General features: G+C 62.8%; 23 protein-coding genes and 1 pseudogene. 17 read left to right on the forward strand and 7 right to left on the reverse strand.

The annotated features are described in order from the left end of the window. The first annotated feature begins 4 nt into the window (after positions 1-4). The 5 genes from AAZQ98_RS14925 to AAZQ98_RS14945 all read left to right on the forward strand — a co-directional run bounded on the left by AAZQ98_RS14925 (position 5) and on the right by AAZQ98_RS14945 (position 4,333). Positions 5-898 (forward strand): F0F1 ATP synthase subunit gamma, encoded by an 894-nt coding sequence (locus AAZQ98_RS14925; RefSeq protein ID WP_133834460.1) that lies wholly within the window; start codon positions 5-7, stop codon positions 896-898. Positions 899-933: 35 nt separating this feature from the next. Next, positions 934-2,379, forward strand: a complete 1,446-nt coding sequence (gene atpD, locus AAZQ98_RS14930) for a F0F1 ATP synthase subunit beta (RefSeq protein WP_133834459.1) — start codon at positions 934-936, stop codon at positions 2,377-2,379. A gap of 2 nt (positions 2,380-2,381) precedes the next feature. After that, entirely contained in the window at positions 2,382-2,651 is a 270-nt protein-coding gene (locus AAZQ98_RS14935; protein WP_038990466.1) for a F0F1 ATP synthase subunit epsilon, read from the forward strand. Positions 2,652-2,659: 8 nt separating this feature from the next. Beyond that, positions 2,660-3,088: a DUF2550 domain-containing protein gene (locus AAZQ98_RS14940; RefSeq protein ID WP_105658413.1), complete on the forward strand. Its 429-nt coding sequence runs from the start codon at positions 2,660-2,662 to the stop codon at positions 3,086-3,088. A 258-nt stretch (positions 3,089-3,346) separates the two neighbouring features. Continuing rightward, on the forward strand, positions 3,347-4,333 hold the full coding sequence (locus tag AAZQ98_RS14945; RefSeq protein ID WP_434693372.1) for an NAD-dependent epimerase/dehydratase family protein: 987 nt from the start codon (positions 3,347-3,349) through the stop codon (positions 4,331-4,333). Positions 4,334-4,356: 23 nt separating this feature from the next. Here the strand turns inward: AAZQ98_RS14945 and nagA are convergent, their stop codons facing one another. The 3 genes from nagA to nucS all read right to left on the reverse strand — a co-directional run bounded on the left by nagA (position 4,357) and on the right by nucS (position 7,313). Beyond that, positions 4,357-5,565, reverse strand: coding sequence for an N-acetylglucosamine-6-phosphate deacetylase (gene nagA, locus AAZQ98_RS14950; protein WP_434693374.1), 1,209 nt, complete (start codon positions 5,563-5,565; stop codon positions 4,357-4,359). 129 nt (positions 5,566-5,694) lie between these two features. Further along, entirely contained in the window at positions 5,695-6,417 is a 723-nt protein-coding gene (locus tag AAZQ98_RS14955) for a DUF4126 domain-containing protein (RefSeq protein WP_434693377.1), read from the reverse strand. Between the two features lie 200 nt (positions 6,418-6,617). After that, positions 6,618-7,313, reverse strand: a complete 696-nt coding sequence (gene nucS, locus AAZQ98_RS14960) for an endonuclease NucS (protein ID WP_426734849.1) — start codon at positions 7,311-7,313, stop codon at positions 6,618-6,620. Positions 7,314-7,372: 59 nt separating this feature from the next. Here nucS and AAZQ98_RS14965 point away from each other — a divergent pair, with 59 nt between their 5' ends. Further along, the gene (locus AAZQ98_RS14965) at positions 7,373-7,744 is read left to right on the forward strand and encodes a hypothetical protein (RefSeq protein ID WP_105658418.1); all 372 of its coding nucleotides are present in this window, start codon (positions 7,373-7,375) and stop codon (positions 7,742-7,744) included. A gap of 23 nt (positions 7,745-7,767) precedes the next feature. Here the strand turns inward: AAZQ98_RS14965 and AAZQ98_RS14970 are convergent, their stop codons facing one another. Continuing rightward, positions 7,768-9,135: an AI-2E family transporter gene (locus tag AAZQ98_RS14970; RefSeq protein WP_426734847.1), complete on the reverse strand. Its 1,368-nt coding sequence runs from the start codon at positions 9,133-9,135 to the stop codon at positions 7,768-7,770. A gap of 161 nt (positions 9,136-9,296) precedes the next feature. Here AAZQ98_RS14970 and AAZQ98_RS14975 point away from each other — a divergent pair, with 161 nt between their 5' ends. The 6 genes from AAZQ98_RS14975 to AAZQ98_RS15000 all read left to right on the forward strand — a co-directional run bounded on the left by AAZQ98_RS14975 (position 9,297) and on the right by AAZQ98_RS15000 (position 16,728). Beyond that, positions 9,297-10,991, forward strand: coding sequence for a hypothetical protein (locus AAZQ98_RS14975; RefSeq protein ID WP_434693380.1), 1,695 nt, complete (start codon positions 9,297-9,299; stop codon positions 10,989-10,991). A gap of 5 nt (positions 10,992-10,996) precedes the next feature. Beyond that, a complete protein-coding gene (locus AAZQ98_RS14980; protein WP_434693382.1) occupies positions 10,997-11,908 on the forward strand; it encodes a co-chaperone YbbN in 912 nt (303 codons plus the stop codon). Positions 11,909-12,047: 139 nt separating this feature from the next. Beyond that, the gene (locus tag AAZQ98_RS14985; protein WP_105658422.1) at positions 12,048-12,806 is read left to right on the forward strand and encodes an ABC transporter ATP-binding protein; all 759 of its coding nucleotides are present in this window, start codon (positions 12,048-12,050) and stop codon (positions 12,804-12,806) included. After that, positions 12,788-14,353, forward strand: a complete 1,566-nt coding sequence (locus AAZQ98_RS14990; protein WP_434693384.1) for a transporter — start codon at positions 12,788-12,790, stop codon at positions 14,351-14,353. Before AAZQ98_RS14985 ends, AAZQ98_RS14990 begins: the two co-directional genes overlap by 19 nt. A gap of 301 nt (positions 14,354-14,654) precedes the next feature. Continuing rightward, positions 14,655-14,906, forward strand: coding sequence for a DUF3039 domain-containing protein (locus AAZQ98_RS14995; RefSeq protein ID WP_105658424.1), 252 nt, complete (start codon positions 14,655-14,657; stop codon positions 14,904-14,906). A 55-nt stretch (positions 14,907-14,961) separates the two neighbouring features. Beyond that, positions 14,962-16,728: a DEAD/DEAH box helicase gene (locus AAZQ98_RS15000; RefSeq protein ID WP_105658425.1), complete on the forward strand. Its 1,767-nt coding sequence runs from the start codon at positions 14,962-14,964 to the stop codon at positions 16,726-16,728. Positions 16,729-16,806: 78 nt separating this feature from the next. Here the strand turns inward: AAZQ98_RS15000 and AAZQ98_RS15005 are convergent, their stop codons facing one another. Together AAZQ98_RS15005 and AAZQ98_RS15010 are read right to left on the reverse strand one after the other, a co-directional pair. Beyond that, entirely contained in the window at positions 16,807-17,400 is a 594-nt protein-coding gene (locus AAZQ98_RS15005; RefSeq protein WP_434693387.1) for an isochorismatase family protein, read from the reverse strand. Positions 17,401-17,504: 104 nt separating this feature from the next. Beyond that, positions 17,505-18,803 (reverse strand): nicotinate phosphoribosyltransferase, encoded by a 1,299-nt coding sequence (locus AAZQ98_RS15010; protein ID WP_105662594.1) that lies wholly within the window; start codon positions 18,801-18,803, stop codon positions 17,505-17,507. 142 nt (positions 18,804-18,945) lie between these two features. On the opposite strand from AAZQ98_RS15010, the gene clpS reads away from it, so the two are divergent. The 4 genes and pseudogenes from clpS to AAZQ98_RS15030 form a co-directional block, all read left to right on the forward strand. Further along, entirely contained in the window at positions 18,946-19,230 is a 285-nt protein-coding gene (gene clpS / locus AAZQ98_RS15015; protein WP_105658428.1) for an ATP-dependent Clp protease adapter ClpS, read from the forward strand. Between the two features lie 2 nt (positions 19,231-19,232). Next, positions 19,233-19,811 (forward strand): DUF2017 domain-containing protein, encoded by a 579-nt coding sequence (locus AAZQ98_RS15020; RefSeq protein ID WP_434693390.1) that lies wholly within the window; start codon positions 19,233-19,235, stop codon positions 19,809-19,811. Positions 19,812-19,814: 3 nt separating this feature from the next. After that, complete coding sequence (gene murI, locus AAZQ98_RS15025; protein ID WP_434693393.1) at positions 19,815-20,738, forward strand: glutamate racemase; 924 nt, start codon at positions 19,815-19,817, stop codon at positions 20,736-20,738. Beyond that, positions 20,735-21,529, forward strand: a pseudogene (locus tag AAZQ98_RS15030) (MBL fold metallo-hydrolase); the annotation flags it as partial. The gene murI and the pseudogene AAZQ98_RS15030, both read left to right, overlap by 4 nt. Before the next feature lie 227 nt (positions 21,530-21,756). Here the strand turns inward: AAZQ98_RS15030 and AAZQ98_RS15035 are convergent. Further along, positions 21,757-22,221 (reverse strand): hypothetical protein, encoded by a 465-nt coding sequence (locus AAZQ98_RS15035; protein ID WP_434693395.1) that lies wholly within the window; start codon positions 22,219-22,221, stop codon positions 21,757-21,759. Between the two features lie 88 nt (positions 22,222-22,309). Between AAZQ98_RS15035 and AAZQ98_RS15040 the strand changes: the two genes are divergently transcribed. Then, entirely contained in the window at positions 22,310-22,966 is a 657-nt protein-coding gene (locus AAZQ98_RS15040) for a helix-turn-helix transcriptional regulator (protein ID WP_434693397.1), read from the forward strand. Positions 22,967-22,973 lie beyond the last annotated feature (7 nt).

The following is a 22,973-nucleotide window of genomic DNA, read 5'->3' on the forward strand; positions in this document are numbered from 1 at the left end:
ACACATGGGAGCCCAGATTCGGGTCTACCGCCAGAAGATCGGATCGACCAAGTCGATGCGCAAGATCTTCAAGGCGATGGAACTGATCGCTGCATCCCGCATTGGTAAGGCACGTACGCGTGTCTCGGCTTCGCTGCCGTATGCCAATGCGATTACCCGTGCAGTAACCGCCGTCGCGTCCCAGGCCGATGTCGAGCATCCACTGACCACCGAGCCGGCGCAGGTACGCCGTGCCGCGGTCTTGGTGATGACTTCGGACCGAGGACTTGCCGGGTCCTACTCCGCCAGCGTTCTGAAGCAGGCAGAGCACCTCGTGGAACTCCTGCGTGAAGAAGGCAAGGAAGTCAAGACCTACTTGGTCGGCCGCAAGGCCCAGGCTTACTTTGATTTCCGTTCACGCGAGTACGCACGAGTGTGGACCGGGGAAACTGATTCCCCGCGTTTCGAAACCGCACGCGAGCTGCGCGATGTCCTCCTGGAGGACTTCGACACCGATTTCGAGCAGGGTGGCGTGGACGAGATCCACGTCGTCTACACCCAGTTCAAGTCGATGGTCACGCAGGAACCGACGGTCATCCGTCTGTTGCCGTTGGAGGTTGTCGAGGATGAATCCGAGACTCCAACCGACGAGCTGTTGCCACTGTACGAGTTTGAGCCATCGCCGGAAGAAGTGCTTGACGCACTGCTTCCGCGCTACATCGATTCTCGACTGTTCAACTGCCAGTTGCAGTCCGCTGCTTCCGAGCTCGCTGCCCGCCAGCGCGCCATGAAGGCCGCAGGCGACAACGCTGGTGAACTGATCAAGAAGTACACCCGATTGCTCAACAATGCCCGTCAGGCTGAAATCACCCAGGAGCTTTCGGAAATTATCGCCGGCGCCGACGCGCTGAACAGCTAATTACCGATACTCCGACCAGACAAGAAGTGAGAAAGATGACTGCCCAACTCAACGAGCAGGTTACCGCAGGGGCCATCGGTCGCATCGCGCGCGTGACTGGCCCGGTCGTGGACGTCGAGTTCCCAGCCGACGCACTGCCTGCTATCTACAACGCACTGACCGCTGAGCTGACCCTCAACGGCGAAACCAAGAAGATCACCTTCGAGACCAGCCAGCACCTCGGTGAGGGCCTGGTCCGCGCAGTATCGCTGCAGGCCACCGACGGCCTGGTCCGCGGTGCTTCGGTGACCGATACCGGCGCTGCCATCTCCGTCCCAGTAGGCGACGGCGTCAAGGGCCACATCTTCAACGTTCTGGGCGACGCCCTGGACGTTGACAACTCGGAGATCCAGGTCACCGAGCGTTGGCCAATCCACCGCCAGCCTCCGAAGTTCTCGGAGCTCGAGGGCTCGACCGAAATGCTGGAAACCGGCATCAAGTCGATCGACCTCCTGACCCCGTACATCAAGGGCGGCAAGATCGGCCTGTTCGGTGGCGCCGGCGTTGGCAAGACCGTGCTGATCCAGGAAATGATCACCCGTGTTGCACGCAACTTCGGTGGTACCTCGGTATTCGCCGGTGTTGGCGAGCGCACCCGTGAAGGCAACGACCTCTGGGTCGAAATGGACGAGGCAAACGTCCTGAAGGACACCGCACTGGTGTTCGGCCAGATGGATGAGCCACCTGGAACCCGTCTGCGCGTGGCACTGTCGGCTCTGACCATGGCGGAATACTTCCGCGATGTCCAGAACCAGGACGTGCTGCTGTTCATCGACAACATCTTCCGCTTCACCCAGGCCGGTTCCGAGGTGTCGACCCTGCTGGGCCGCATGCCTTCCGCCGTGGGCTACCAGCCGAACTTGGCCGATGAAATGGGTCTGCTGCAGGAACGCATCACCTCGACGAAGGGCCGCTCGATCACCTCGATGCAGGCTGTCTACGTCCCGGCCGATGACTACACCGACCCGGCTCCAGCAGCAACCTTCGCCCACTTGGATGCAACCACCGAGCTGTCGCGTGAAATCGCGTCGCGCGGCCTGTACCCGGCGATCGACCCGCTGACCTCGACCTCGCGAATCCTGGATCCGCAGTACATTGGCCAGGATCACTACGATGTAGCCATCCGCGTGAAGGCCATTCTGCAGAAGAACAAGGAACTGCAGGACATCATCGCGATCCTCGGTATCGACGAGCTGGGCGAAGAGGACAAGATCGTCGTTGCCCGTGCACGCCGTATCCAGCAGTTCCTCTCGCAGAACACCTACACCGCAAAGCAGTTCACCGGTGTCGAGGGCTCGACCGTATCGATCAAGGACACCATCGAAGGCTTCAAGGCCATTTGCGATGGCGAATTGGACCACATTGCAGAGCAGGCGTTCTTCAACATCGGCGGTCTTGACGACGTCGAGCGCCAGTGGGCCGAAATCCAGAAGGCCAGCTAATTATGGCTGAGCTTCAGGTCGAAATCGTCGCGGCTGACCACTTCGTGTGGTCGGGCGCTGCGAAGCTGGTCAAGGCTCGTTCGGTGGACGGCGAGATCGGTGTTCTGCCCGGTCACGTTCCGATGCTGTCCGTGCTTGCCGCTGGGGACCTGGAAATCGAACCGGTTTCCGAGTCCCGCTTCTCGGTCCAGATCGACGGAGGCTTCTTCTCTGTTGATTCGGATCGCGTAGTGATCGTTGCTGACAACGCTGTGCTTGGTACCGCAGCGTAGGCGATGAATTGTTTGAGATAACCGCACCAGTTCTGATCGCGTTGCTGATCCTGATCGGCATCGCCATGTTCTTCGGGGCCATGGCAGTGCGCCGCATCCAATTGCGGCGCACGCTGGGCACCTTCGATGCATCCATCCTGGCGCCTTCGGGCAAATGGATGATGGTCATCGGCCGCTACGGCGGAGCGCATGTGGACCTGTTGCGGTTTTTCTCTGTCTCCCCGGTCCCGAGCTTCGTGATCGAGCGCCGTGGCCTGGATATCACCGGGACACGCCAGCCCACCGATGAGGAAACCTCGCGGATTCCGCCAGGATTCATCATCGTGATGCTGGTGCGCAGCGGTGATGAGCTGCTGCTGGCCATGGACTACCGCGACTACACCGGCTTCTCGGCCTGGCTCGAAGCCGGGCCGATCGCCGGGAGCTGGCAGATCTAGAACTCGATAAAGCAAAACCGCCGTTGCAGATGCAGCGGCGGTTTTTGCGTTCCGGGGCCGGGCAATGCTGGCAGGCCGCGTTGGCAGGCTGGGGAAGCCGCTGCGGATCGCCTGCGTGCTCGGCGCACTGCTCGGCTGCGCGTGTGCGATCACCGGAGCACCCATGGTTCTGAATCCGGAACTGGCCTGCAGCCGGCAGGCACTGCGCTGAGTGCGAAATGCCTGGGCGCGTGGCGCAGGACGTAGTTGACTGTTCGCATGAAACGAACATTGATCCTTGGCGGCACCGCGTGGCTCGGCCGCGAGCTGGCGCGGCAGCTGATCCGCAGTGGCCACGAAGTCACCTGCTTGGCGCGCGGCAATTCCGGCGAGGTTGCCCAGCGCGCGCAGCTGGTGCGTGCCGACCGGAGCCAGCCCGGGGCCTATGACGCCGTGCAGGGCATCGAATTCGACTCGGTCATCGAGCTGTCCTATGAGCCGCAATGGGTGCAAGAAGCGCTGGCGGCCCTGGCCGCGACTGCGCGGCACTGGACCCTGGTTTCCTCCATCTCGGTGTATGCCAGCGCGCAGCTGCCCGGTGCCGGCGAAGACGCGCAACTGCATGAACCGTCCGATCCCGGCGACTACGGGCATGCAAAGGTCCTTGCCGAACAGGCCAGCACGGCGATGGTTGCCGACCGGCTGCTCATTGCCCGTCCGGGGCTGCTTGCCGGACCTGGCGATCCCAGTGACCGCTTTTCCTACTGGGTTTCGCGCCTGGCCTTGGCCGGTGCCGGCCAGGTCCTCATCCCGCCAACCGCGGGCCGCCATGTGCAGGTCATCGACGTGCGCGATGCCGCCGCGTGGATCATCGACGCCGCCGCGCGTTCGCTCACCGGAACCTTCAACGTGGCCGGAACATCCCATGGCTTCGCCCAATTCCTCAGTACGGCCGCGCGGATCGCGGGATTCAGCGGGGAACTGGTCACCGCCCAGGACGCATGGCTGCGCGAACGCCAGGTCAATTACTGGGCCGGGGCGCGTTCGCTGCCGCTGTGGCTTGCGCTGGAGGACCACGGCTTCGCCCAGCGCAGCAACCAGCGGTACGCCTTGGCCGGTGGCCCGGAACGGGACCTGGAGGACTTGCTCGGCGACGTGCTGGCCGATGAACGGGCGCGCGGACTGGACCGGTCCCGGCGTGCTGGCCTGGACCGGGCCGAGGAGCTTGAGCTGCTCGGCCAGCTCGCGCGGATCCCGCAGGGCTAGCGCAGTCCGGGATTTTCGGTGGGCTAGAGGTATTCCCCGTTGCGGATCGTCTGGACCAGCTGCAGATTGGCATCCAGGATCAGTGCATCGGCGGCGAAGCCGTAGTGCAGGGAACCGACCTCGTCGGCCAGGCCAATGAGCGAGGCGGGGATGGACGTAGCCGAGTTGACCGCCTGGACCAGAGAGACCCCGGCCTGCACGGCGCGCTGCACGATCTCCAGCAGCGTGCAGGTGCCGCCGGCCAGGGAATCGTCGCTGGCCAGCCGCGCCTGGCCCAGGGCCACATTCACATCCTGCGGACCGAGGGTGTACTGCCCATCGGCCAAGCCGGTGGCCGCCATGGAATCGCTGACCAGCAAGATGTTCTCCGCACCGACCAAGCGGAAGACCAGGCGCACGGTATCGGGGGACAGGTGCACCCCGTCGGCGATCAGCTCCACGAACGCATTGCGGTTCACCGCCTCTTCCAGGCAGGCGGCCACCGGACCGGGTTCGCGGTGGTGCAGCGAAGGCATGCCGTTGAACAGGTGGGTGACCGTAGGGCGTTCGGTGAAGCCGTCCACCCCGGCGCTGCGCAGCTGTTCGCGGGCAAAGCGCAGGGAATCCGCGGTGATCTGGGCGCTGGCATCGGTGTGCCCCAGCGACGGGACCACGCCGTGGGAGACCAGCTGCTCAACGAGTTCCTCGCTGCCGGCCAATTCCGGCGCGTAGGTCATGGTGCGCAGCTGGCCGCGGCTGGCAGCCACCAGCTCGCTGACGAATTCCGGATCCGGATCCTGAAGGAAGCGCGGGTCCTGGGCGCCGCAGCGGGCTACGGAGAGGAACGGACCTTCGGCATGGATGCCGGCAATCTGGCCGGCCTCCGCCAGCTCGGCGAGCAGCTCGGCGGCCTCGATCATGGAAGAGGGCTCTGCGGTGACCAGCGACGCGAGCAGGGTAGTGGTGCCCGAGCGGTGCAGATATTCCACCGCTTCGGTGACGCTCGAATGGTCCGGTGCCGAGAAGTCCGCACCGAGGGCGCCATGGCAATGCAGGTCGATCAGGCCCGGGATGATGATGGAGCCGGGGGCTACCTCGCGTACCGGGTAGTCGGCAGCATCGGACAGGGCGTTGAAGTCATCGCGGTTGCCGGCAAAGCGGATGCGGTCGCCTTCCACGGCGAGCACGCCATCGGTGACCTTGAGGCCATCGGAAATCAGGGTGGCATGAAGGGCGTAGCGCGTCGTAGTCATGTTCCCAGCTTAGAAGAGAGAACGCGTCCAGTCACCGACTCGACGGATTATTTTCTCAGCGGACTTGGCATTTAGCGATTCGGGAACACAGCGGCCCCAGTGAGCCGGGCACCTGGCCACGGCAAGGCGCTAGCTGCCCTTGCCTGCAGGATCTTCGGAAGCCGGCGCGTTGCCGGTGGCCAGGGCCTGCAGCGCCTGCAGCGTGCTGGTCTTCGCGCCGGAGGCCAGCTGCGCTTCGCGCGCGGAGTGCGCGGCGGCCCGGTTCTGCCTGATGCTGCCGACCCGGTTCTTCATTGACCGGTAGACCTTGCGGAACATGCGGTAGAGGAAGAAGCCGATGGCAATGGCAACGAGTCCGAGCACGGCAGCCAGTACCGGAACCAGCACAGCCGCGAAGACGAGAACCAGCGCGCCAAGATCTTCTGCCAGGCTGCGCACCCATTGGGTGATGGGTTCGGGAACGGCATTGGTCGCCGCGGTCATCGACGATTTGCCCAGGCTCACCGACAGCGCGGAGCCCGCGCCGAGCAGTCCGGTGAGGACGGCAACCTCGACTCCCGAATTGGCGCCAAGGCCGATGCCAACCAGGGCGCCGAAAACAGGCCGCAGCCACACCGAGATGGTTTCCATGGACAGATTGAGGAAAGGGATCTTATCCAGGCCGGCCTCGCCGATGGCAAGTACGGCACAGATGGCCAGGACCCACGGATTGGTGATGCTTTCAGGAATCTGCCGTGCCGCAGAAGCGATCATGTCAGGTGCGGTATCGGGGATCACCAGTCCCGCGATGCCCAGGGCCAATACCGTGAAATACGGCCGCAGGCCCGCAGCGGAACCGCTGCCAATGGCCATGAGCGAAGCTGTCAGCGGATCCAATGGACCTCCCGAGCCTGGCGGCCCGGGCCGTGCGGCACCGAGCGCATTTGGTAGAGGAGATCAGACTAGCAGTCGGGATGCAGTTTTCTGCAGGGCCAAGCTAAGGCTGCCAGGCAGCAGCATCCGGCCGGCGGCGGATGCGCCAGGGCCAGGCAGCCCGGGGAGGATCCGCAACCCTAGAAGAGGCGTCCTGCCGAGTCGTCCACTCCGCGCATTGCGTCGTAATCCAAGGTGAGGCAGCGGATGCCGCGGTCCTCGGCCAAGGTGCGGGCCTGCGGCTTAATCTGCTGGGCGGCGAAAATGCCGGTAACCGGCTTGAGCAGCGGATCGCGGTTCAGCAGCTCCAGGTAGCGGGTCAGCTGTTCCACTCCGTCGATATCGCCACGGCGCTTGAGCTCAACGGCAACCGTGGCGCCCTTGGCATCACGGGCCAGGATATCCACCGGGCCGATGGCGGTCATGTATTCACGGCGGATCAGCTGGTGGCCGGCGCCGAGCAACTCGATCTGCTCGGCCAGCAGGCGCTGCAGGTCGGCCTCGACGCCATCCTTGATCAGCCCCGGATCGGTGCCCAGGATGTGGGCTGAGTCGTGCTCGAAGCTATGGAAGTGGATGGTCAGCTTGTCATCGGTCTTCGCGCTGGACACGGTCCAGGTAGCGGTGGCACCCAAGGCCGCGGCGTCCTCATCGGGATCTGCCTCGCGCAGGATCAACGGGGGATTCATCCAGTTCAGCGGCTTGTAGCTGCCGCCGTCCGAGTGGATGAGTACCGAGCCGTCGGCCTTGACCATGATCAAGCGGGTCGCCAACGGAAGGTGGGCTCGAAGACGGCCCTCGTAATCAACTGAACACTTCGCTACCACTAAACGCACCCCACACACTTTACTAGCTGGTTGCGACTTGTGCCGGGAGATACGGCATGATTAAAGACATGCCACGTTCCAACCGCCCGCGCCGCTCCAAGAATTCCCGACCCGCCCAAGGCCGGAACTCCGGCTCCGGCTACGGTTCCGGGGATGAAGAGCAGGGCTACGGTTCGGGCCAGGAAGAGTGGATGCAGCGTGCCCGCTTCGGCGTGGTGCTGCGCCAGGATGCCCCCGACGGCCAATGGCATGTGCGCAAGATTGCGCCGATGAACGCCAACAAGCCCTATTCCTGCCCGGGGTGCCACCGTTCCATCGGAGTTGGAGTTGCCCATGTGGTCGCCTGGCGCGCGGACCACTGGTCGGGCGATGACGCCGCGGCCAACGCGCGCCGCCACTGGCATCCGCACTGCTGGGAAACCCGGTCCTACCGCTACTAGGCCAGCTGCTTGGAGGGCAGGTGCTAGCGGCGGTCCTGCCGCGCGATGAAGACTTCGCGCAGCAGGATCATGGCGCTGGCTGCCACCGGGATGGCCATGAGTGCACCGGTGACCCCGGCCAGGGTGCCGCCGGCAATCACCGAGATCACCGCGACCGCGCCGGGCACAGCCACCGCACGGCGCATGATGCGCGGCGAAACGAAATATGCCTCGACTTGCAGGTAGCCGAAGTAGCACACCGCGTAGATCAGGGCGGTCTGCCAGCCCAGTGACAATGTCACCAAGGTGACCAGCACGCCGGCAATCACCCCGCCGACCAATGGGATGAAGGCCAGCATCGCCACCAGCAAGGTGAGCAGCGCGGTGAATGGAACACCCAGGATGCTCATCAGCACCAGCGCCACCAGGCAGTTCAGTATGGCCACGGTGGCTTGGCCCATCACGTAATTGCCCACGGAGCGGGTAATGCGCACGGTCAATTCGGCCACGCGGTCGCGTTTGGAGCGCGGTGCCAGGCGCAGCGAGAAGCCCATCATCCCTGGCAGCGAAGCCAGGAAGTAAATGGCCAGCACCAGCACGATCAGCACGCCGAACATGGACTGGGCGACGGTCTGCGATACGCCCAGGACGCCGCCGAACACATTGGTCACCGCGCCCGAATCGCCAAAGAAACGGTCGACCTCGGTAGTGATGCGCTGGGAAACCGCGTATTGCCGGTCGATTTCCCGGACCCAATCGCTATTGAGGAAATCATCCACGATTTCCGGCGCCCGCGTGATGAAGGCGGTGATCTGGTTGACCAGGGTAGGGATGATCAAGGCCATGAAGCCGCCGAAGATCGCCAGCAAGCTGACCATGGTCGCGGCCACAGCCAGCGGACGGGTCAATCCCTTGCGCATCATGAAGCGCACAATCGGATCAAGGCCCAAGGCGATGAACAGCGCAATGGCAATCCAGGTCATCAGCGAACCGACGTTGGTCAGCAGGTAGTAGCCGCCCAGGGCGATGCCCACGCCGATGGTGCCCAAGAAGCCCATGGAAATAGGGTGCAGCGCCGGAATCGGTTCCGGCGAGCCATCCAGCGGATGCTCCGGTTCCTCGCCCAGGGCCGCACTGCGCTGCGGGGTGTTGAGCATCTTGCCCACGCGTTCGGCGATCTTCTTGGTCCAGCCCTCGCGGGACGCATTAGCGCCCGTCGGCGCAGCGCCCGGATAACGGGCCTGCGCGCTGGCGGCCGCAGGTGATTCCGGTTGGGAATTGCCCTCATGAGGCTGGGAATGCGCTGTGGATTCCGGGCCGGAGGTTGCAGGCCCGGAAGAGCGATCCGACGCGTCGGAACGCTGCTCGGGTACGTGCTTATCGCGATGCGGGTGCGGCTGATCAGGCTCCATGGGTCAGAGCATATCGCGCATCGGGCACTGTTAAGTGGTTCAAGACACCGTGCTGTTGCGTTGTTGAGCCAGTTCACAGGCGCGGATCGGAACCATGATCGGCCGCAACTCGTTAGACTTGTCAAAGAACAGCTGTGAGACGTAGGCGAATAGGTGAACTTGTGCGAAAAGTAATCTCCGTGATCGCGATGCTGCTGGGGGCCGCGGCCTTGGTAGTCGGCATCGGACAGAAGACCTTTTGGGCCCCGCCCGAAACGGTGACCGCGAGCATGCCGCAACTAGCTGATGAGGCACCGCTGACCCTGATTGAATCCTCGGTCAACGACCCCAAGCTGGACCCGGTGGAACTGGTGATCAAGTCGAAGGGTGAATTCACTGCTTCCTTGGGCCGCGACTATGACGTCGAGGCGTGGATCGGCGATGCATCGCATGTATCGGTCACCGGCATCGACACCGAAAACCACAAGATGATCGCCGAGCACGCCAAGGGCAAGGCCGATGCGCCTAATCCCGCCGGTGATGACATCTTCTTCGACTCGCAGACCGCGGATCAGACCATGACCTACCGCTGGACCGCTCCGGATTCCGGCGACTGGTCCTTGCTGCTGGCCGCAGGCGGAAAGGATGCCGCTCCGGTGGATATCTCGGTAACCTACGCGAACGACGACGCCATGCCATTTGCCCTGCCGCTGATCATTGCCGGCTCGCTGCTGCTGGTCTTCGGACTGGCCCTGCTGGTCATGCGCCCGGGCAAGCCGAAGAGCGGGTCGAACACCCAGCACTCGGTCGCCGCCGTGGCCGTGGTCGCCCTGGCGATCTCCGGTGTTTCGCTGCCCATGGCGCCAAGCGACGAGTCCAGCGCCAAGCCTTCGGAATCCGAGCAGAAGTCGGAGGACGCCAAGGCGTCCGATGATGACAAGGGCTCCGAGTCCGCCTCTTCCTCGGTTGAAGAGGTATCCAGCTTCCCGGTCATCACCGAAGAACAGCTCAAGCGCGTTCTGGCCGATGCCCAGAAGCAGGTAGCCAAGGCCGATGAGAAGAGTGACGCCAAGGCCCTGGAACCACGCAGCGCCGGTGCGTTCAAGTACCTGCGCGATAAGCGCTACGACATGCTCAAGGAGAAGTTCGAGGTAGACAAGCCGCTGGCGCTCACTACCCAGGTCATCCGCTCGGCCGCTGTGCCGAATGCGAATGAAGCCAAGTTCCCCCGCGTGATCTCGGTGGTGACCGCGAAGAACAATGATGCCGACACCCTGCCGCAGGCGCTGACCCTGGTGCAGGCCAACGCCCGCGATAACTTCAAGGTGGTCTTCGCCGGCCAGATGCTGCCGAACTCCACCTTCCCGGGCATCGCCGTTGGCGACCCGTCGACCAAGCAGCTGGCTGCCAACGCCGAGGGCCTGCAGATGACCCCGGAGAAGGCCCTGGAAGCATTGGGCAAAGTGCTGACCGATGGCGATGCCAAGGACAAGGACAAGTTTGCCGAATCGGACTTCATCAAGGCGGTGCACGCAGCCCAGAAGGATGAGTCCAAGGAAGCCAACGAGGCGGACGTCAAGTACAACCGCACGGTTACCAAGGGCGACACCAAGGTGGTTTCCACCCCGGATGGCGGAGCGATTGTTACCGGCAAGCTGAACAACAAGGCGCTCTTCGTGCGCACCGAAGACGCTGACCCGCTCAAGAGCACCGACAAGCTGACCGAACAGCTGCTGGGATCCAGCTCCTCGAACGGCGACGTGGAAAGCACCTACGCCGAACCAGTGATGTTCTACCTGCCAGCCGACGGTTCCAAGGACAAGATCCAGCTGATCTCTGCAAGCCAGATCCTGCTCGATGTGAAGGAAGTTGACTAACCCCCATGACTGATCAGAACATTCCCTCAACCCGCGGTGCGGTAGATCTCTCCGCCCTGGCCAGCCAAGGCCCGGAAGCTACCGGCAGCATGCCGGCTGGTCCGGCAAGCTGGACCACCAATCTGGATGAGGCTGCGTTCCAGCAGTTCGTCGGCATGTCCCAGCAGGTACCTGCCATCGTTTCCCTCGGCTCGCCTCGCGTGCAGGTCTCGGCAGACCTGGATGCGACGCTGCGCAAGCTGGTGGATGCCAAGGGCGGCAAATTCATCCTCGGCCTGGTGGATGCAGAAACCTACCCGCAGATCGCCCAGGCCTTCCAGGCGCAGCAGATCCCGATGGTGGTTGCGCTGATCAAGGGCCAGCCGGTGCCGCTGTTCCAGGGGCCTGCCGATGAACAGCAGATTGTCCAGGTTTTCGCACAGCTTGAACAGCTCGCAGTCCAGCAGGGCATGAGCGGTACCGCCCCGGCATTCTCCGGGCAGGCCGGCGAGCCTGAGCCAGAGCTGCCGCCGCTGCACCAGAAGGCCGTGGACGCCATCGATGCCGGGGACTACGCCGCCGCCGAGGCCGCCTACTTGGAAGCGTTGAACGAGAAGCCGAACGACAAGGACGCGCAGATCGGCGTGTACCAGGTTCGACTGCTCTCGCGCACGCACAACCTGGATCTGAACAAGTCCCGCGAGCAAGCCGCGCAGAACCCTGAAGACATCGCGGCGCAGCTGGATGTAGCAGATCTGGATGTAGTGGGCGGACATGTCGAAGATGCCTTCGCCCGACTGGTTTCGCTGATCTCCCGCCTGGCTGATGAAGACCGCGAGCGGGTCCGCCGTCGCCTGATTGAGCTCTATGCGGTGATCGGCAACAGCGATCCACGCGTAGCTGCCTCGCGTCAGAAACTGGCACGCGTACTCTTCTAGGCTGACGTCCAGGGACTGGACCAAGCAGTACAACCGCCGCGACCCAGGGTTTTTCCCTGGGTCGCGGCGGTTGTCTTATCCCTGGGTTTAACTCCAAAGGATGATGCGTTCTGACTAGGGGCATTGCTAGCCTTAAGCTATGAATCAGATCGCACTGGACATTCGGGGTCTTGCCAAGCAATTCGGCGCCAAGATTGCCGTGAACAACGTCAGCCTGCAAGTTCCTGCGGGTTCCTTCTACGGTCTTGTCGGACCCAATGGTGCCGGCAAGACCACCATGCTTTCCATGGCCACTGGATTGCTGCGCCCGGATTCAGGCCAAGCGCTGGTCAACGGCGTGGATATCTGGGCTGATCCGCAAGCGGCCAAAGCCACCTTGGGAGTCCTGGCTGATGGCGTGCGCCAGTTTGACCGGCTGACCGGCCGCCAGCTGGTGACCTACTCGGGATTGCTGCGCGGCATGGAACGCGCAGAAGTTGCCCAGCGTACCGAAGACTTGCTGCGCGTGATGGATTTGCTCGATGACGGCGACAAGCTGGTGGTGGACTACTCGGCCGGCATGACCAAGAAGATTTCCTTGGCTACCGCGATGATCCACTCGCCAAAGCTGCTGGTTCTTGACGAGCCGTTCGAGGCGGTGGACCCGGTATCGGCGGCGAATATCCGCGACATCCTGAATAACTACGTTGAATTCGGCGGCACCGTCATCGTTTCCTCGCATGTGATGGACCTCGTCCAGCGCATGTGCACGCATGTCGCGGTCATTTCCGATGGCATGCTCAAGGCGCAGGGCACCGTGGATGAAGTCCGCGGCGGCATGAGCCTGGAAGATCGCTTCGTCGATCTGGTGGGCGGCCGCGCCAATAATGAGGGGCTGTCATGGTTGCGCACGTCCTAAGCCTGAAACTGCGCTTGCTCGCCAACGGCTTCAAGCGCTCCGTCGGCCAGCTCATTGGCGTCATCATCGGTGGCCTGTACGCACTGGGCATGATCACCATGCTGACCGTGGCCATGTGGTTTACCGCCGGCGATATTCCTTTCCAGGGCGAAATCTTCACCCTGATCGGCTCGGCCGTGGTGCTGGGCTGGGCCATTATCCCGCCGCTGCTGACCGGTGTTGACCTCACCCTGGAACCTTCACGCTTTGTCCACTTCGGGATTCCGGAAAAGACCTTGGGGCCAGCGCTGGTGCTGGCTGGCTTCATCTCGATTCCCGCGGTGCTGACCATTGCGGGCCTGCTCGGCGCCTCGCTGATGTGGCGCTTCGATGCGGGCGCGCTCATGCTTGCCCTGCTGGCAGCGGTGGCGACCGCGGTGATGGCGATTCTGCTTTGCCAGTATCTGGTGATCATGGCGACCGCACTGCGGGCCAAGCGCCGATTCCGTGAATTGACCTTCGTCCTGCTGTTCGTGGTGCTCATCGCCTTGGGGCCGATCGTGACCTCGGCATTGGCTGCCGCGCAGAGCATGAGCGACTGGATCCAGCCGATTGCCTCGGTCTTGGGCTACACCCCGTTGGGTGCCTTTGCCGCGATTCCCGGGGCTTTTGCTTCGGCGCACTACGGCCAGATGGCGATCCATATGGCGCTGGGCTTGCTCTACCTTGGCGGACTGTACCTCCTGCTGGCTCGGGCTACCGCCAAAGCCACGGTGACCCCGCCGCCAGAGCAGCGCGCTGCCACGGCCAAGGGGCTGGGCTTCTTCAAGTTGATGCCGGCCACGCCAACGGGCGCCGTGGCTGCCCGCGCACTGACCTACTGGTTCAAGGATCCGCGCTATGCCATTGGCGTGCTCATTGTGCCGATGCTGCCGTTGCTCTTCTGGTTCACCGGCAACCAGACCGGCAGCTACGTGATGATGTTCCTGCTGGGCCCGTTGATCGGCATCTTGATGGGCTTCTCCATCTCGGCCGACATTTCCTATGACAACACCGCCTTTGCGCTGCACGCGCTGACCGGCATTTCCGGACGTGCAGATCGGGCAGGGCGAGTGCTGTCCTGTTTCCTGATTGCCATCGTTCCGGTTCTGGCGGCAGCCATTTTGCCGGGCCTCATCTCCGGTGCGCTGTGGCGCATCCCGGGAGACCTGGGCCTGTCACTGGCTGGGCTGCTCATCGCGTTGGGCGTCGCGTCGGTCTCCTCGGCCCGCTACACCTATTCGGTGCCGCTGCCGGGTGATAACCCGATGAAGACCCCTCCGGGCAATGGCATGCGCGTTGCGCTGACCCAGCTGGGAATCATGTTTGCCATGGGCCTCCTGCTGATCCCGGTTCTCATTCCCTACATCATCGGCTGGGTGAAGCAGTCGCAGTCCTTCGGCTTCATCACCTTGGGCGCGGGCCTGGTCGTGGGTATCGGACTGATGCTCGGCGGCATTGCCCTCGGTGGCAAATGGTACGAAAAGCGCACTCCTGAGCTGATGCAGTCGGTCATCCTCAATAAGTAGGCGCAGCAGCCGAATTGCTGCCTTCGGCCGTCTAGCGGGACGCTGTTTTCCGCTAGGCGGCCTTTTGCCTGTCTTGGGTGCAAGGAGGTTCACAGGATATTGATCGGGTCGCGCCCAATTGGCGCAATATCGACTTCCAACGGCACCGCAATGCATCGCAAGAACACTTGAAAATGGTTGTTGACTTGCAGGGAGAAAGAAAACGATGGGGCGGCCTAGCGCAGCGCGGCAAAGTCAATGTGGACAAGCTCCCATGCTTTCCACGCGGACAGCAGTGGCAATCCGTATTAGACTTGGAGGCATGGTGGAACAGTCTGAAGAAACCCGCGGTGGCACTGCCACGATTGAACGTACCGAGACAACCCAGAGTGTCGAGGCCGGAGATCATGAGCGTTTTGCTCACTACGTGCAGAAGGAAAAGATCATGGAGTCGGCAATGACCGGCGACCCAGTGATCGCTCTGTGCGGCAAGGTCTGGACGCCGGGCCGAGATCCGCAGAAGTTCCCGGTATGCCCCGAGTGCAAGGAAGTCTACGACTCCATGATGGGGTAGTGCTGCGAATGAACTAGCACTACTTCACACAATGCACGCGGCCGGGAAAAGGTAAATGACCGAGACACTTTTTGATTTTGGCGACAAGCTTCCACTAGAAGACAAGCTGCCGGTAGCGTATCCGGAACGTGCGGCTTGGGGAACTGGGCCGAAGCTGCGTGCCTGGCAGGCCGAGGCCTTGGCTCTGTACTTCGACACGGAGCCCAAGGACTTCATGGCAGTGGCGACCCCTGGCGCAGGTAAGACCACCTTCGCGCTGCGCCTGGCCAAAGTGCTGATCGACTCGGGCAAGATCAACCGCATGATCGTTGTCGCGCCCACCGACCACCTGAAAAAGCAGTGGGCGGATGCGGCAGCGCGTGTGGGCATCTCACTGGACCCGAACTACAAGAACTCCGACGGCCGGCACGGCTCGCACTACATGGGCGTGGTGGTGACCTATGCCCAGGTCTCGCTGAAGCCCGCGGTGCACCGCGCGAAAACCGAAGATGCCCGCACCCTGGTGATCATGGATGAGGTCCACCACGCCGGCGATGCCCTGTCCTGGGGCGATGGCATTCGTGAAGCATTCGAACCGGCTACCCGGCGGCTTGCCCTGACCGGTACCCCGTTCCGTTCCGATGCGGCCCCGATTCCTTTCGTGCAGTATGTGGACGAGGGCGATGGCATTCGCCGTTCCAAGGCGGACTACACCTACGGCTACGGCAGCGCCCTGGCCGACCACGTGGTCCGTCCGGTGCTGTTCATGGCCTATTCGGGCAATATGCGCTGGCGTACCTCCGGCGGCGAGGAGATGGAAGCCAACCTCGGCGAAGGCTTCACCAAGGATGTCACCGCCCATGCCTGGCGCACCGCGCTGGATCCGCACGGCGACTGGATCCCGTCGGTGCTGCAGGCCGCTGACCGTCGGCTCTCGGAGGTCCGCCGCACCGTGAAGGACGCCGGCGGCCTGATCATCGCCACCGACCACGAGGACGCGCGCGGCTACGCGGCCCAGCTCGAAGCGATCTGCGGCGAGAAGGTCACCACCATTCTTTCCGATGACCCCAAGGCATCGCAGAAGATCGACGATTTCTCCGAATCCGACGCGCGCTGGATGGTTGCGGTGCGGATGGTGTCCGAAGGCGTGGACGTTCCGCGTCTTTGCGTGGGCGTTTATGCGACATCCACCTCCACTCCGTTGTTCTTCGCCCAGGCGGTCGGCCGCTTCGTGCGTAGCCGCAAGCGCGGCGAGGTAGCTTCGGTCTTCCTGCCCTCGGTGCCGATCCTGATGGCCTTGGCCAACGAGATGGAAGTCGAACGCGACCACGCCTTGGACCGCGAAGGTTCCAAGGACGAAGACGGGCTGGACGATTCGCTGCTGGAAGCGGCGAACAAGGAAGACAAGGCCAGCGACGAGCTGACGCGCAACAAGTTCGAGGCGCTGAACTCGCAGGCCTCCTTTGACCGCGTGCTCTTCGACGGCGGCGAATTCGGTACCGGTGCCGACATCGGCAGTGAAGAAGAACTCGGCTTCCTGGGGATCCCTGGCCTGCTGGATACCGAACAGGTTTCCGAACTGCTGCGCAAGCAGCAGAACAAGCAGATTTCCAAGGGCGGCACCAAGCCCGAGCCGGTCTCCGACCACCGCCGCATGATGGAACTGCGCACCAAGCTGTCGAAGAATGTCTCGGCATGGGCTGCCCGCACCGGCACCCCGCACGGGCAGATCCACAACAAGCTGCGCAGCGTCTGCGGCGGGCCTGCGGTGCCGCAGGCTACAGCTGATCAGCTGCAGGCGCGCATTGACAAGCTGCAGGACTGGTTCGTCGGGCGAAAATAGGCTCCACGAGAGAACGGCTTTGCCCCTGACCGGAAAATCCTGTCAGGAGCAAAGCCGTTTCTGGTTTCCGGGGGATCATCAACCCAGCGAAATCACCGTTACCCCGGCTGCCCTCAGTTCCTCGCGTATCGCCGGCAGATTCTCCGGCGAGACTGCTGCGGTCAACGGAGAAATGATGGTCGTGGTGAATCCTGCTTCAGCGGCATCGAAGGCGGTCGCCTTTACGCAATGATCTGCGGCGAGCCCTACGACATCGACAGAGTCAATGCCTCTGGCCTTGAGCCAGGGGCCTAGCAGTTCTCCGCTTTCATCAGCCTGGTCAGCCGATGGATCCAGCACTCTGGCTTCGAAACCCGAATAGGCTGCGGTGAAGCGCCCCTTGGCGAAGTGCGCATCCAGGGGCACCTCGGCGAGCTGCGGATGCAGGGCGGCGCCAGGTGTTCCGGCGACACAGTGCACCGGCCAGGAATCAACGAAGTCCGGGGTTTCCGAGAAATGATTCCCCGGCTCGATATGCCAATCCTGGGTGGTGACGATTGCCGAGTAGGCATCGCGGCGTTCGGCAATATCCGCGGCAATGGCCGTTGCGACGGCGTTGCCGCCGGTCACGGCCAGGGCTCCGCCTTCGCAGAAGTCGGGTTGGACATCAATGATCAACAGGGCTCTGCTCATCGCTGCCTCCTGGCTGGGGGAAGTGTAGAGATTGGAAAACTGCGGACCGCAGGATCCTTGAATCTGGATCCTACGTCCCGCAGCTGGGATTTTCGTGTGTTCGACTAGTCCTGGATCATGACGGTCGGGATGACCGGTTCGCCACGCTGCATCTTGCGGGCCACGCCTGGCAGTTCCTGGACCGATGCGAAGTGGCGCTCGGTGGCGAGCTTGACGCCAGCTGCACCCACGTAAGCCTGATCGATCTCGCCATGGCGCACCAACGGGACCACCAGATCCCGCTCGGGGCCGCCGGTGGTGTACTCGGAAGTGGAGACGATTTCAGCGACAGCGCGGTTGCGTTCATTGAGCTGGCGCACCGCGTACTTGCGCCCGCCCACGCTGGCCTTGTTCGCCGCGGCCTTGGCGACCGGAATCCATTGCCCCGAATCGTCTTGGCGGGCAACGAGCTTGTAAACCATCGACGCGGTTGGATGGCCGGAGCCGGTGACCAATGCCGTGCCGACGCCATAGGCGTCAACCGGGGCGCTGGCCAGGGCGGCGATCGCGTACTCGTCGAGGTCCGAGGTCACGGTGATCTTGGTGTTCCAGTTGCCCAGGTCATCAAGCAGCTCGCGAACCCAGCCTGCCTGCTGCACCAGGTCGCCCGAGTCCAGCCGGACGCCGCCCAGTTCCGGACCCGCAACTTCAACTGCGGTGCGTACGCCCTTCTCCACGTCGTAGGTATCCACCAGCAAGATGGTGTCCTTGCCCAGCGAGGCAACCTGCGCTTCGAAGGCGGCGCGCTCGGTGTCGTGAAGCAGGGTGAACGAGTGGGCCGAAGTGCCAACGGTCTTCAAGCCATAGCGGGCACCGGCTTCCAAATTGGATGTCGAAGTGAACCCGGCAATCATGGCGGCCCGCGCGGCAGCCACTGCTGATTCCTCATGGGTGCGGCGCGAGCCCATCTCGATGCAGGGGCGTTCGCCGGCCGAGGCGATCATTCGCGATGCCGCCGAAGCGATGGCCGAATCATGGTTCATGACCGAGAGCAGGAAAGTCTCGATAACGCAGGCTTCAGCGAAAGTCGACTCCACGGTCAGCAGCGGCGAATTCGGGAAGTACAACTCGCCCTCGGCGTAGCCGGAGATGCTGCCGGTGAAGCGGAAGTTCTCCAGGTACTTGATGGTTTCCGCGTTGACTACCTTGTTGTCGCTGAGGAAACGCAGCTGTTCGTCATCGAAGCGGAAATTTGCCAACCCTTCGAGCACGCGTCCAGTACCTGCGACCACGCCATAGCGCCGGCCCTCGGGCAAGCGGCGAGCGAATGCCTCGAAGACAGACGGGCGGTGAGCTGCACCGGATCCCAGCGCTGCTTGGAGCATGGTCAGCTCATAGTGGTCGGTGAAGAGACTGGTGCGCATGTGACGCTCCTGATGATCGGAAAAGGCCTTATACGGTGCTGCTTGGGAAAGCGGACCGGTTTTACTGTATAACGGCTCACGCTCAAGGTGATATTTGCCGTGTCCGGTGTTGCGTTCAGCTTCCAAGCGTAAAATGGAAGCCATGACCGCAATGCCCGATGTACTTTCCGAATTTGAAACCCTGGTATCCCAAGACAAGCCCTGGCGCTTGGTCGTGTGGAATGATCCAGTGAACTTGATGAGCTACGTATCCTACGTGTTCCGTTCCTACTTTGGTTTCAGCGCGGAAAAAGCCGAGAAGCTCATGCTGCAGGTGCACCATGACGGCTTCTGCACGGTGCGCAGCGGCAGCCGCGAAGCTATCGAATCCGATGTGCAGGCAATGCACGGGTTCGGCCTGAACGCAACGATGACCCAGGGAGCCTGAACGTGGCGAAGGCCTTCAAGAACGGTTCCAAGGGCATTACCGGAACACTGCACTCCGCAGAACGAAAACTGATCCGCGAACTCTTCGGCGATGTCATTGGAATGCTCGAGGAGCGCGCGCAGCTGCACCAGCTGCCCGAAGATATTGATCCGCTCTACGCCCTGACCGGCATGCGGCCCGAGTCCATGGATCTGCCGCCGGTTTCCGATCCGGCGCTGGCCAGGCTGCTGCCGGATGCCAGCGATGACGCAGTGGCCGCCGCGGAGCATCGCCGGCTGACCGAGGCTGACCTGATCGCGCAAAAGGTTGGCCGCCTGCGCGAGGCCCAGATGCTGCTTGAAACCGAAAAGCTGGTCTTGGACAAGGACACCGCGACGCGTTTTGCCCAAGCGCTGAACGACGTGCGCCTGGTGCTCGCAGAGCGCCTGGAAATCCGCAGTGAAGAGGATTCGGCGCGGGTCGCAGAGGTGCTCGATGCATCCGAGGTGAACACCCCGGAAGAATACATGTCCTTGGTGTACAACCTGATTTCATGGGTCCTCGATACCCTGATGGCTGCACTGATGGATGCGGAGTTCTAATCCATGAATTCCTACTTTGCTACCGGGCAGGTCTCGGCCCCGGAGGCCAATACCCCCATCGGCATTTTCGACTCGGGCGTTGGCGGGCTGACCGTGGCCCGCGCGATCATTGACCAGCTGCCGGGCGAATCGCTGATCTACGTGGGGGATACCGCCAACTCTCCCTATGGCCCGCTGCCCATTGCCCAGGTTCGTGCCAATGCGCTGGGGGTGATGGATGAGCTGGTCGATGGTGGCGTGAAGCTGCTGGTGATTGCCTGCAATTCGGCCTCTGCCGCGGTGCTGCGCGATGCTCGCGAGCGCTATACCGCGCGCTATGGCATCCCGGTCGTCGAGGTCATCCAGCCGGCGGTGCGCCGTGCGGTAGCCGGCACGAAGAATGGCAAGATCGGCATCATCGGCACCCAGGCGACTGTTGGTTCACGCGCCTACGAGGACGCCTTTGCGGCCGCGCCGAACTTGCAGGTCTCCACCGTGGCCTGCCCGCGCTTCGTGGAGTTCGTGGAGTCCGGCATTACCGCCGGTGCCGAGCTGCTGGAAATCGCGCAGGAATACCTGGCGCCGCTGCAGGCCGCCGAGGTAGACACGCTGGTTCTGGGATGCACGCACTATCCGTTGCTGACCGGCGTGATCTCCTATGTCATGGGCGATTCGGTCAGCTTGGTTTCGAGTGCCGAGGAAACGGCAAAGGACGTTTTCCGGGCGTTGACCTGCCATGCCCTGGTGCGCAACGACGGCGCCGCGGCGCGTCATGAGTTCCTAGCCACAGGCAACGCTGATAGCTTTGGTGTACTGGCTCGCCGATTCCTCGGACCCGAGGTGCTGCAGGTGCGCCACGTGGACCATGTAGCCGCCCACTATCCGACCGGAGCTATTTCGCGGATAACCCCGCAGATGATTGCCGCGTCGAAAGCGAGTAACGAATGAAGCTGACCATCATTGGATGCACCGGGTCATTCCCAGGGCCGGGATCGCCCGCTTCCTGCTACCTGGTGTCGGCCTTTGATGGCACGCGCGACTGGAAGATCCTGCTGGATCTGGGCTCCGGCGCATTGGGCGTGCTTCAGCGTTACACCGATTTAAAAGACATTGACGGGATCATGATTTCCCATCTGCATCCGGACCACTGCATGGACCTTTGCGGTTTGCATGTGGCGATTCGCTGGGACCCGACGGGCTGGGGCCGGGACCGGATGCTGGTGCACGGTCCGGAAGATACCGCCGAACGCATCGAAACGGCCTACTCCCTGCCCGATGGCGACACCATGGCCAAGGACTACGACTTCCAGGTCTGGAAATCCTTGCAGCCGGTGAACATCGGTCCCTTCACCATCACTCCCTACCCAGTGCGCCACCCGATCAAGGAAGCCTATGCGCTGCGCGTGGAAGCGCACGAGCCGGGCCCCGACGGCGAGCTGCTGACCAGCGTGCTGACCTATTCCGGGGACACCGACAGCTGCGATGGCCTGGTTGAAGCCGCCCGCGGCGCGGACATGTTCCTGTGCGAAGCGGCCTTCGAAGAGGGCCGCGATGACCATATCGACGGCGTGCACCTGACGGGCAAGCGTGCTGGCGAAATGGCGACCGCGGCCGGTGCCGAGCGTATGCTGCTGACGCACATTCCGGTATGGACCGACATCAACAAGGTGGTCGAAGAAGCCAAGGAAACCTACGACGGCGGGATCGCTGTTGCCGTTTCCGGGGTGACTTACGGCGTGTACTCCGGCAGCCTGAAGGAAGTCAAGGACCCGGCCCTGTTCAAGGGGGAGCGCGGTACCGACTACCTGAAGACCCGTACCGGCACCATGCCGACCATCAAATACGAGAAGACCCGCAAGTTCCCCTTGCTCAAACGCAAGAAGTAGGCACGCGGAACCGGGAAAAGCACTGGCGGACAGGAAGAAATATCCTCTCCGCCGGTGCTTTTCGCTTTCCCGGAAGAAGCCTAGCCGGCGCCGTGCTTGGTGCCCCATGGCTTGTCGTATTTGCTGGCCAGTCGGGTCAAGGCCAATGCGGCGACCAGCAGTCCCACGTCGCGCAGGGCGACATCGAGGAAGAGGCCCATCGAGACCAGATTGACGATGATGCCCAGCAGCCACAGTGACAGCACATAGCTCGCGTAGCGCGGCTTGATGATCATCGATGCGGCGGCAACCAGTTCCACCACGCCAACGAAATGCATGGCGGTTTGCGCGGAGAACGGCACGATGGCAATGATCCACGGCGCCAGGTATTCCGGCCAGTAGGTCATCACATTCGCGAACTTGTCCAGTCCCATCAGCAGGGGCAGGACGACAAATCCAATGCGCAGGATCCAGAATGCGCTCAACGACGGGTCGGTGTTGACTCGTGCAGCTGTTGTTGCCCGTATGTGCGAGACCGGATGCTTCTCGCTCCATGAGGCGCTCATGGCGATCACCCTCCAAAGGTTTGAACGTATACCCAGAATTCGCCTCTCGGGCCTATTTGTCAAGATCCATTGTTGATAGAATTCTGGCATGTCGACAGAACTGAGCTTGCAACAAGATGCGGTCCTCAAATCGCTCAACGATCCGGTTCGGCGGCGACTGTTCGAATTCATTTCGCAAAGCCCGCAACCGGCAGGACGCGACGCGGCATCCAAGGCCGCAGGAATCAGCCGGACCCTGGCCGCCTACCATCTGGACCGGCTGGCAAGCGCAGGATTGCTGGCGGTGACTTTCGCGCGGCCGGAGGGCAAAAACGGGCCGGGTGCCGGGCGCACCGCGAAACTTTACGCGCTCGCCCAAGAAGAAGTCGCCGTGAGCTTGCCAGCACGCAATTACCGCCTCTTGGGCAGCTTGCTGGCCAACGCGGCCAGTGCCGATGCCTCGGGAGTCGTGCTCCAGGCGCTGCGTCAGGCGGCACGAGGCGAGGGGCAGAATCTGGGGCAGGCCGGTGACGGGCTCGTGCCGCTGCTGGACGAGCTGGGCTATGCGCCTGAAGCAGACGAGCGAGGAGAGATCTCCATTGGGAACTGCCCCTTCCATCTGGTCGCGCAGCAGCAGACCGAACTGGTCTGCTCCATGAACTATGAACTGGTTTCAGGCGTTTTGGAGGGGTGCCAGTTGGATTGCAGCCGGGCCGAGCTGAGCCCGCGTCCCGGGCGCTGCTGCGTTGTGGTGCATCCGCAGTAGCTGCCAA

The sequence above is a fragment of the Glutamicibacter sp. Je.9.36 genome (assembly GCF_051129975.1).
Classification (GTDB): Bacteria; Actinomycetota; Actinomycetes; order Actinomycetales; family Micrococcaceae; genus Glutamicibacter.

Bases quoted from the DNA above. Each gene is read 5' to 3' on its own strand.
- AAZQ98_RS14965 (WP_105658418.1), top strand. From the start codon at position 7,373: ATGCCACGTTCCAACCGCCCGCGCCGCTCCAAGAATTCCCGACCCGCC.
- atpD (WP_133834459.1), top strand. From the start codon at position 934: ATGACTGCCCAACTCAACGAGCAGGTTACCGCAGGGGCCATCGGTCGC.
- AAZQ98_RS14945 (WP_434693372.1), top strand. From the start codon at position 3,347: ATGAAACGAACATTGATCCTTGGCGGCACCGCGTGGCTCGGCCGCGAG.
- AAZQ98_RS15000 (WP_105658425.1), top strand. From the start codon at position 14,962: ATGACCGAGACACTTTTTGATTTTGGCGACAAGCTTCCACTAGAAGAC.
- clpS (WP_105658428.1), top strand. From the start codon at position 18,946: ATGACCGCAATGCCCGATGTACTTTCCGAATTTGAAACCCTGGTATCC.
- AAZQ98_RS14935 (WP_038990466.1), top strand. From the start codon at position 2,382: ATGGCTGAGCTTCAGGTCGAAATCGTCGCGGCTGACCACTTCGTGTGG.
- AAZQ98_RS14985 (WP_105658422.1), top strand. From the start codon at position 12,048: ATGAATCAGATCGCACTGGACATTCGGGGTCTTGCCAAGCAATTCGGC.
- AAZQ98_RS14955 (WP_434693377.1), bottom strand. From the start codon at position 6,417: ATGGCCATTGGCAGCGGTTCCGCTGCGGGCCTGCGGCCGTATTTCACG.
- AAZQ98_RS15010 (WP_105662594.1), bottom strand. From the start codon at position 18,803: ATGCGCACCAGTCTCTTCACCGACCACTATGAGCTGACCATGCTCCAA.
- AAZQ98_RS15005 (WP_434693387.1), bottom strand. From the start codon at position 17,400: ATGAGCAGAGCCCTGTTGATCATTGATGTCCAACCCGACTTCTGCGAA.
- AAZQ98_RS14990 (WP_434693384.1), top strand. From the start codon at position 12,788: ATGGTTGCGCACGTCCTAAGCCTGAAACTGCGCTTGCTCGCCAACGGC.
- AAZQ98_RS14970 (WP_426734847.1), bottom strand. From the start codon at position 9,135: ATGGAGCCTGATCAGCCGCACCCGCATCGCGATAAGCACGTACCCGAG.
- AAZQ98_RS15040 (WP_434693397.1), top strand. From the start codon at position 22,310: ATGTCGACAGAACTGAGCTTGCAACAAGATGCGGTCCTCAAATCGCTC.
- AAZQ98_RS14995 (WP_105658424.1), top strand. From the start codon at position 14,655: ATGGTGGAACAGTCTGAAGAAACCCGCGGTGGCACTGCCACGATTGAA.
- AAZQ98_RS14980 (WP_434693382.1), top strand. From the start codon at position 10,997: ATGACTGATCAGAACATTCCCTCAACCCGCGGTGCGGTAGATCTCTCC.
- nagA (WP_434693374.1), bottom strand. From the start codon at position 5,565: ATGACTACGACGCGCTACGCCCTTCATGCCACCCTGATTTCCGATGGC.
- AAZQ98_RS14925 (WP_133834460.1), top strand. From the start codon at position 5: ATGGGAGCCCAGATTCGGGTCTACCGCCAGAAGATCGGATCGACCAAG.
- murI (WP_434693393.1), top strand. From the start codon at position 19,815: ATGAATTCCTACTTTGCTACCGGGCAGGTCTCGGCCCCGGAGGCCAAT.
- AAZQ98_RS15035 (WP_434693395.1), bottom strand. From the start codon at position 22,221: ATGAGCGCCTCATGGAGCGAGAAGCATCCGGTCTCGCACATACGGGCA.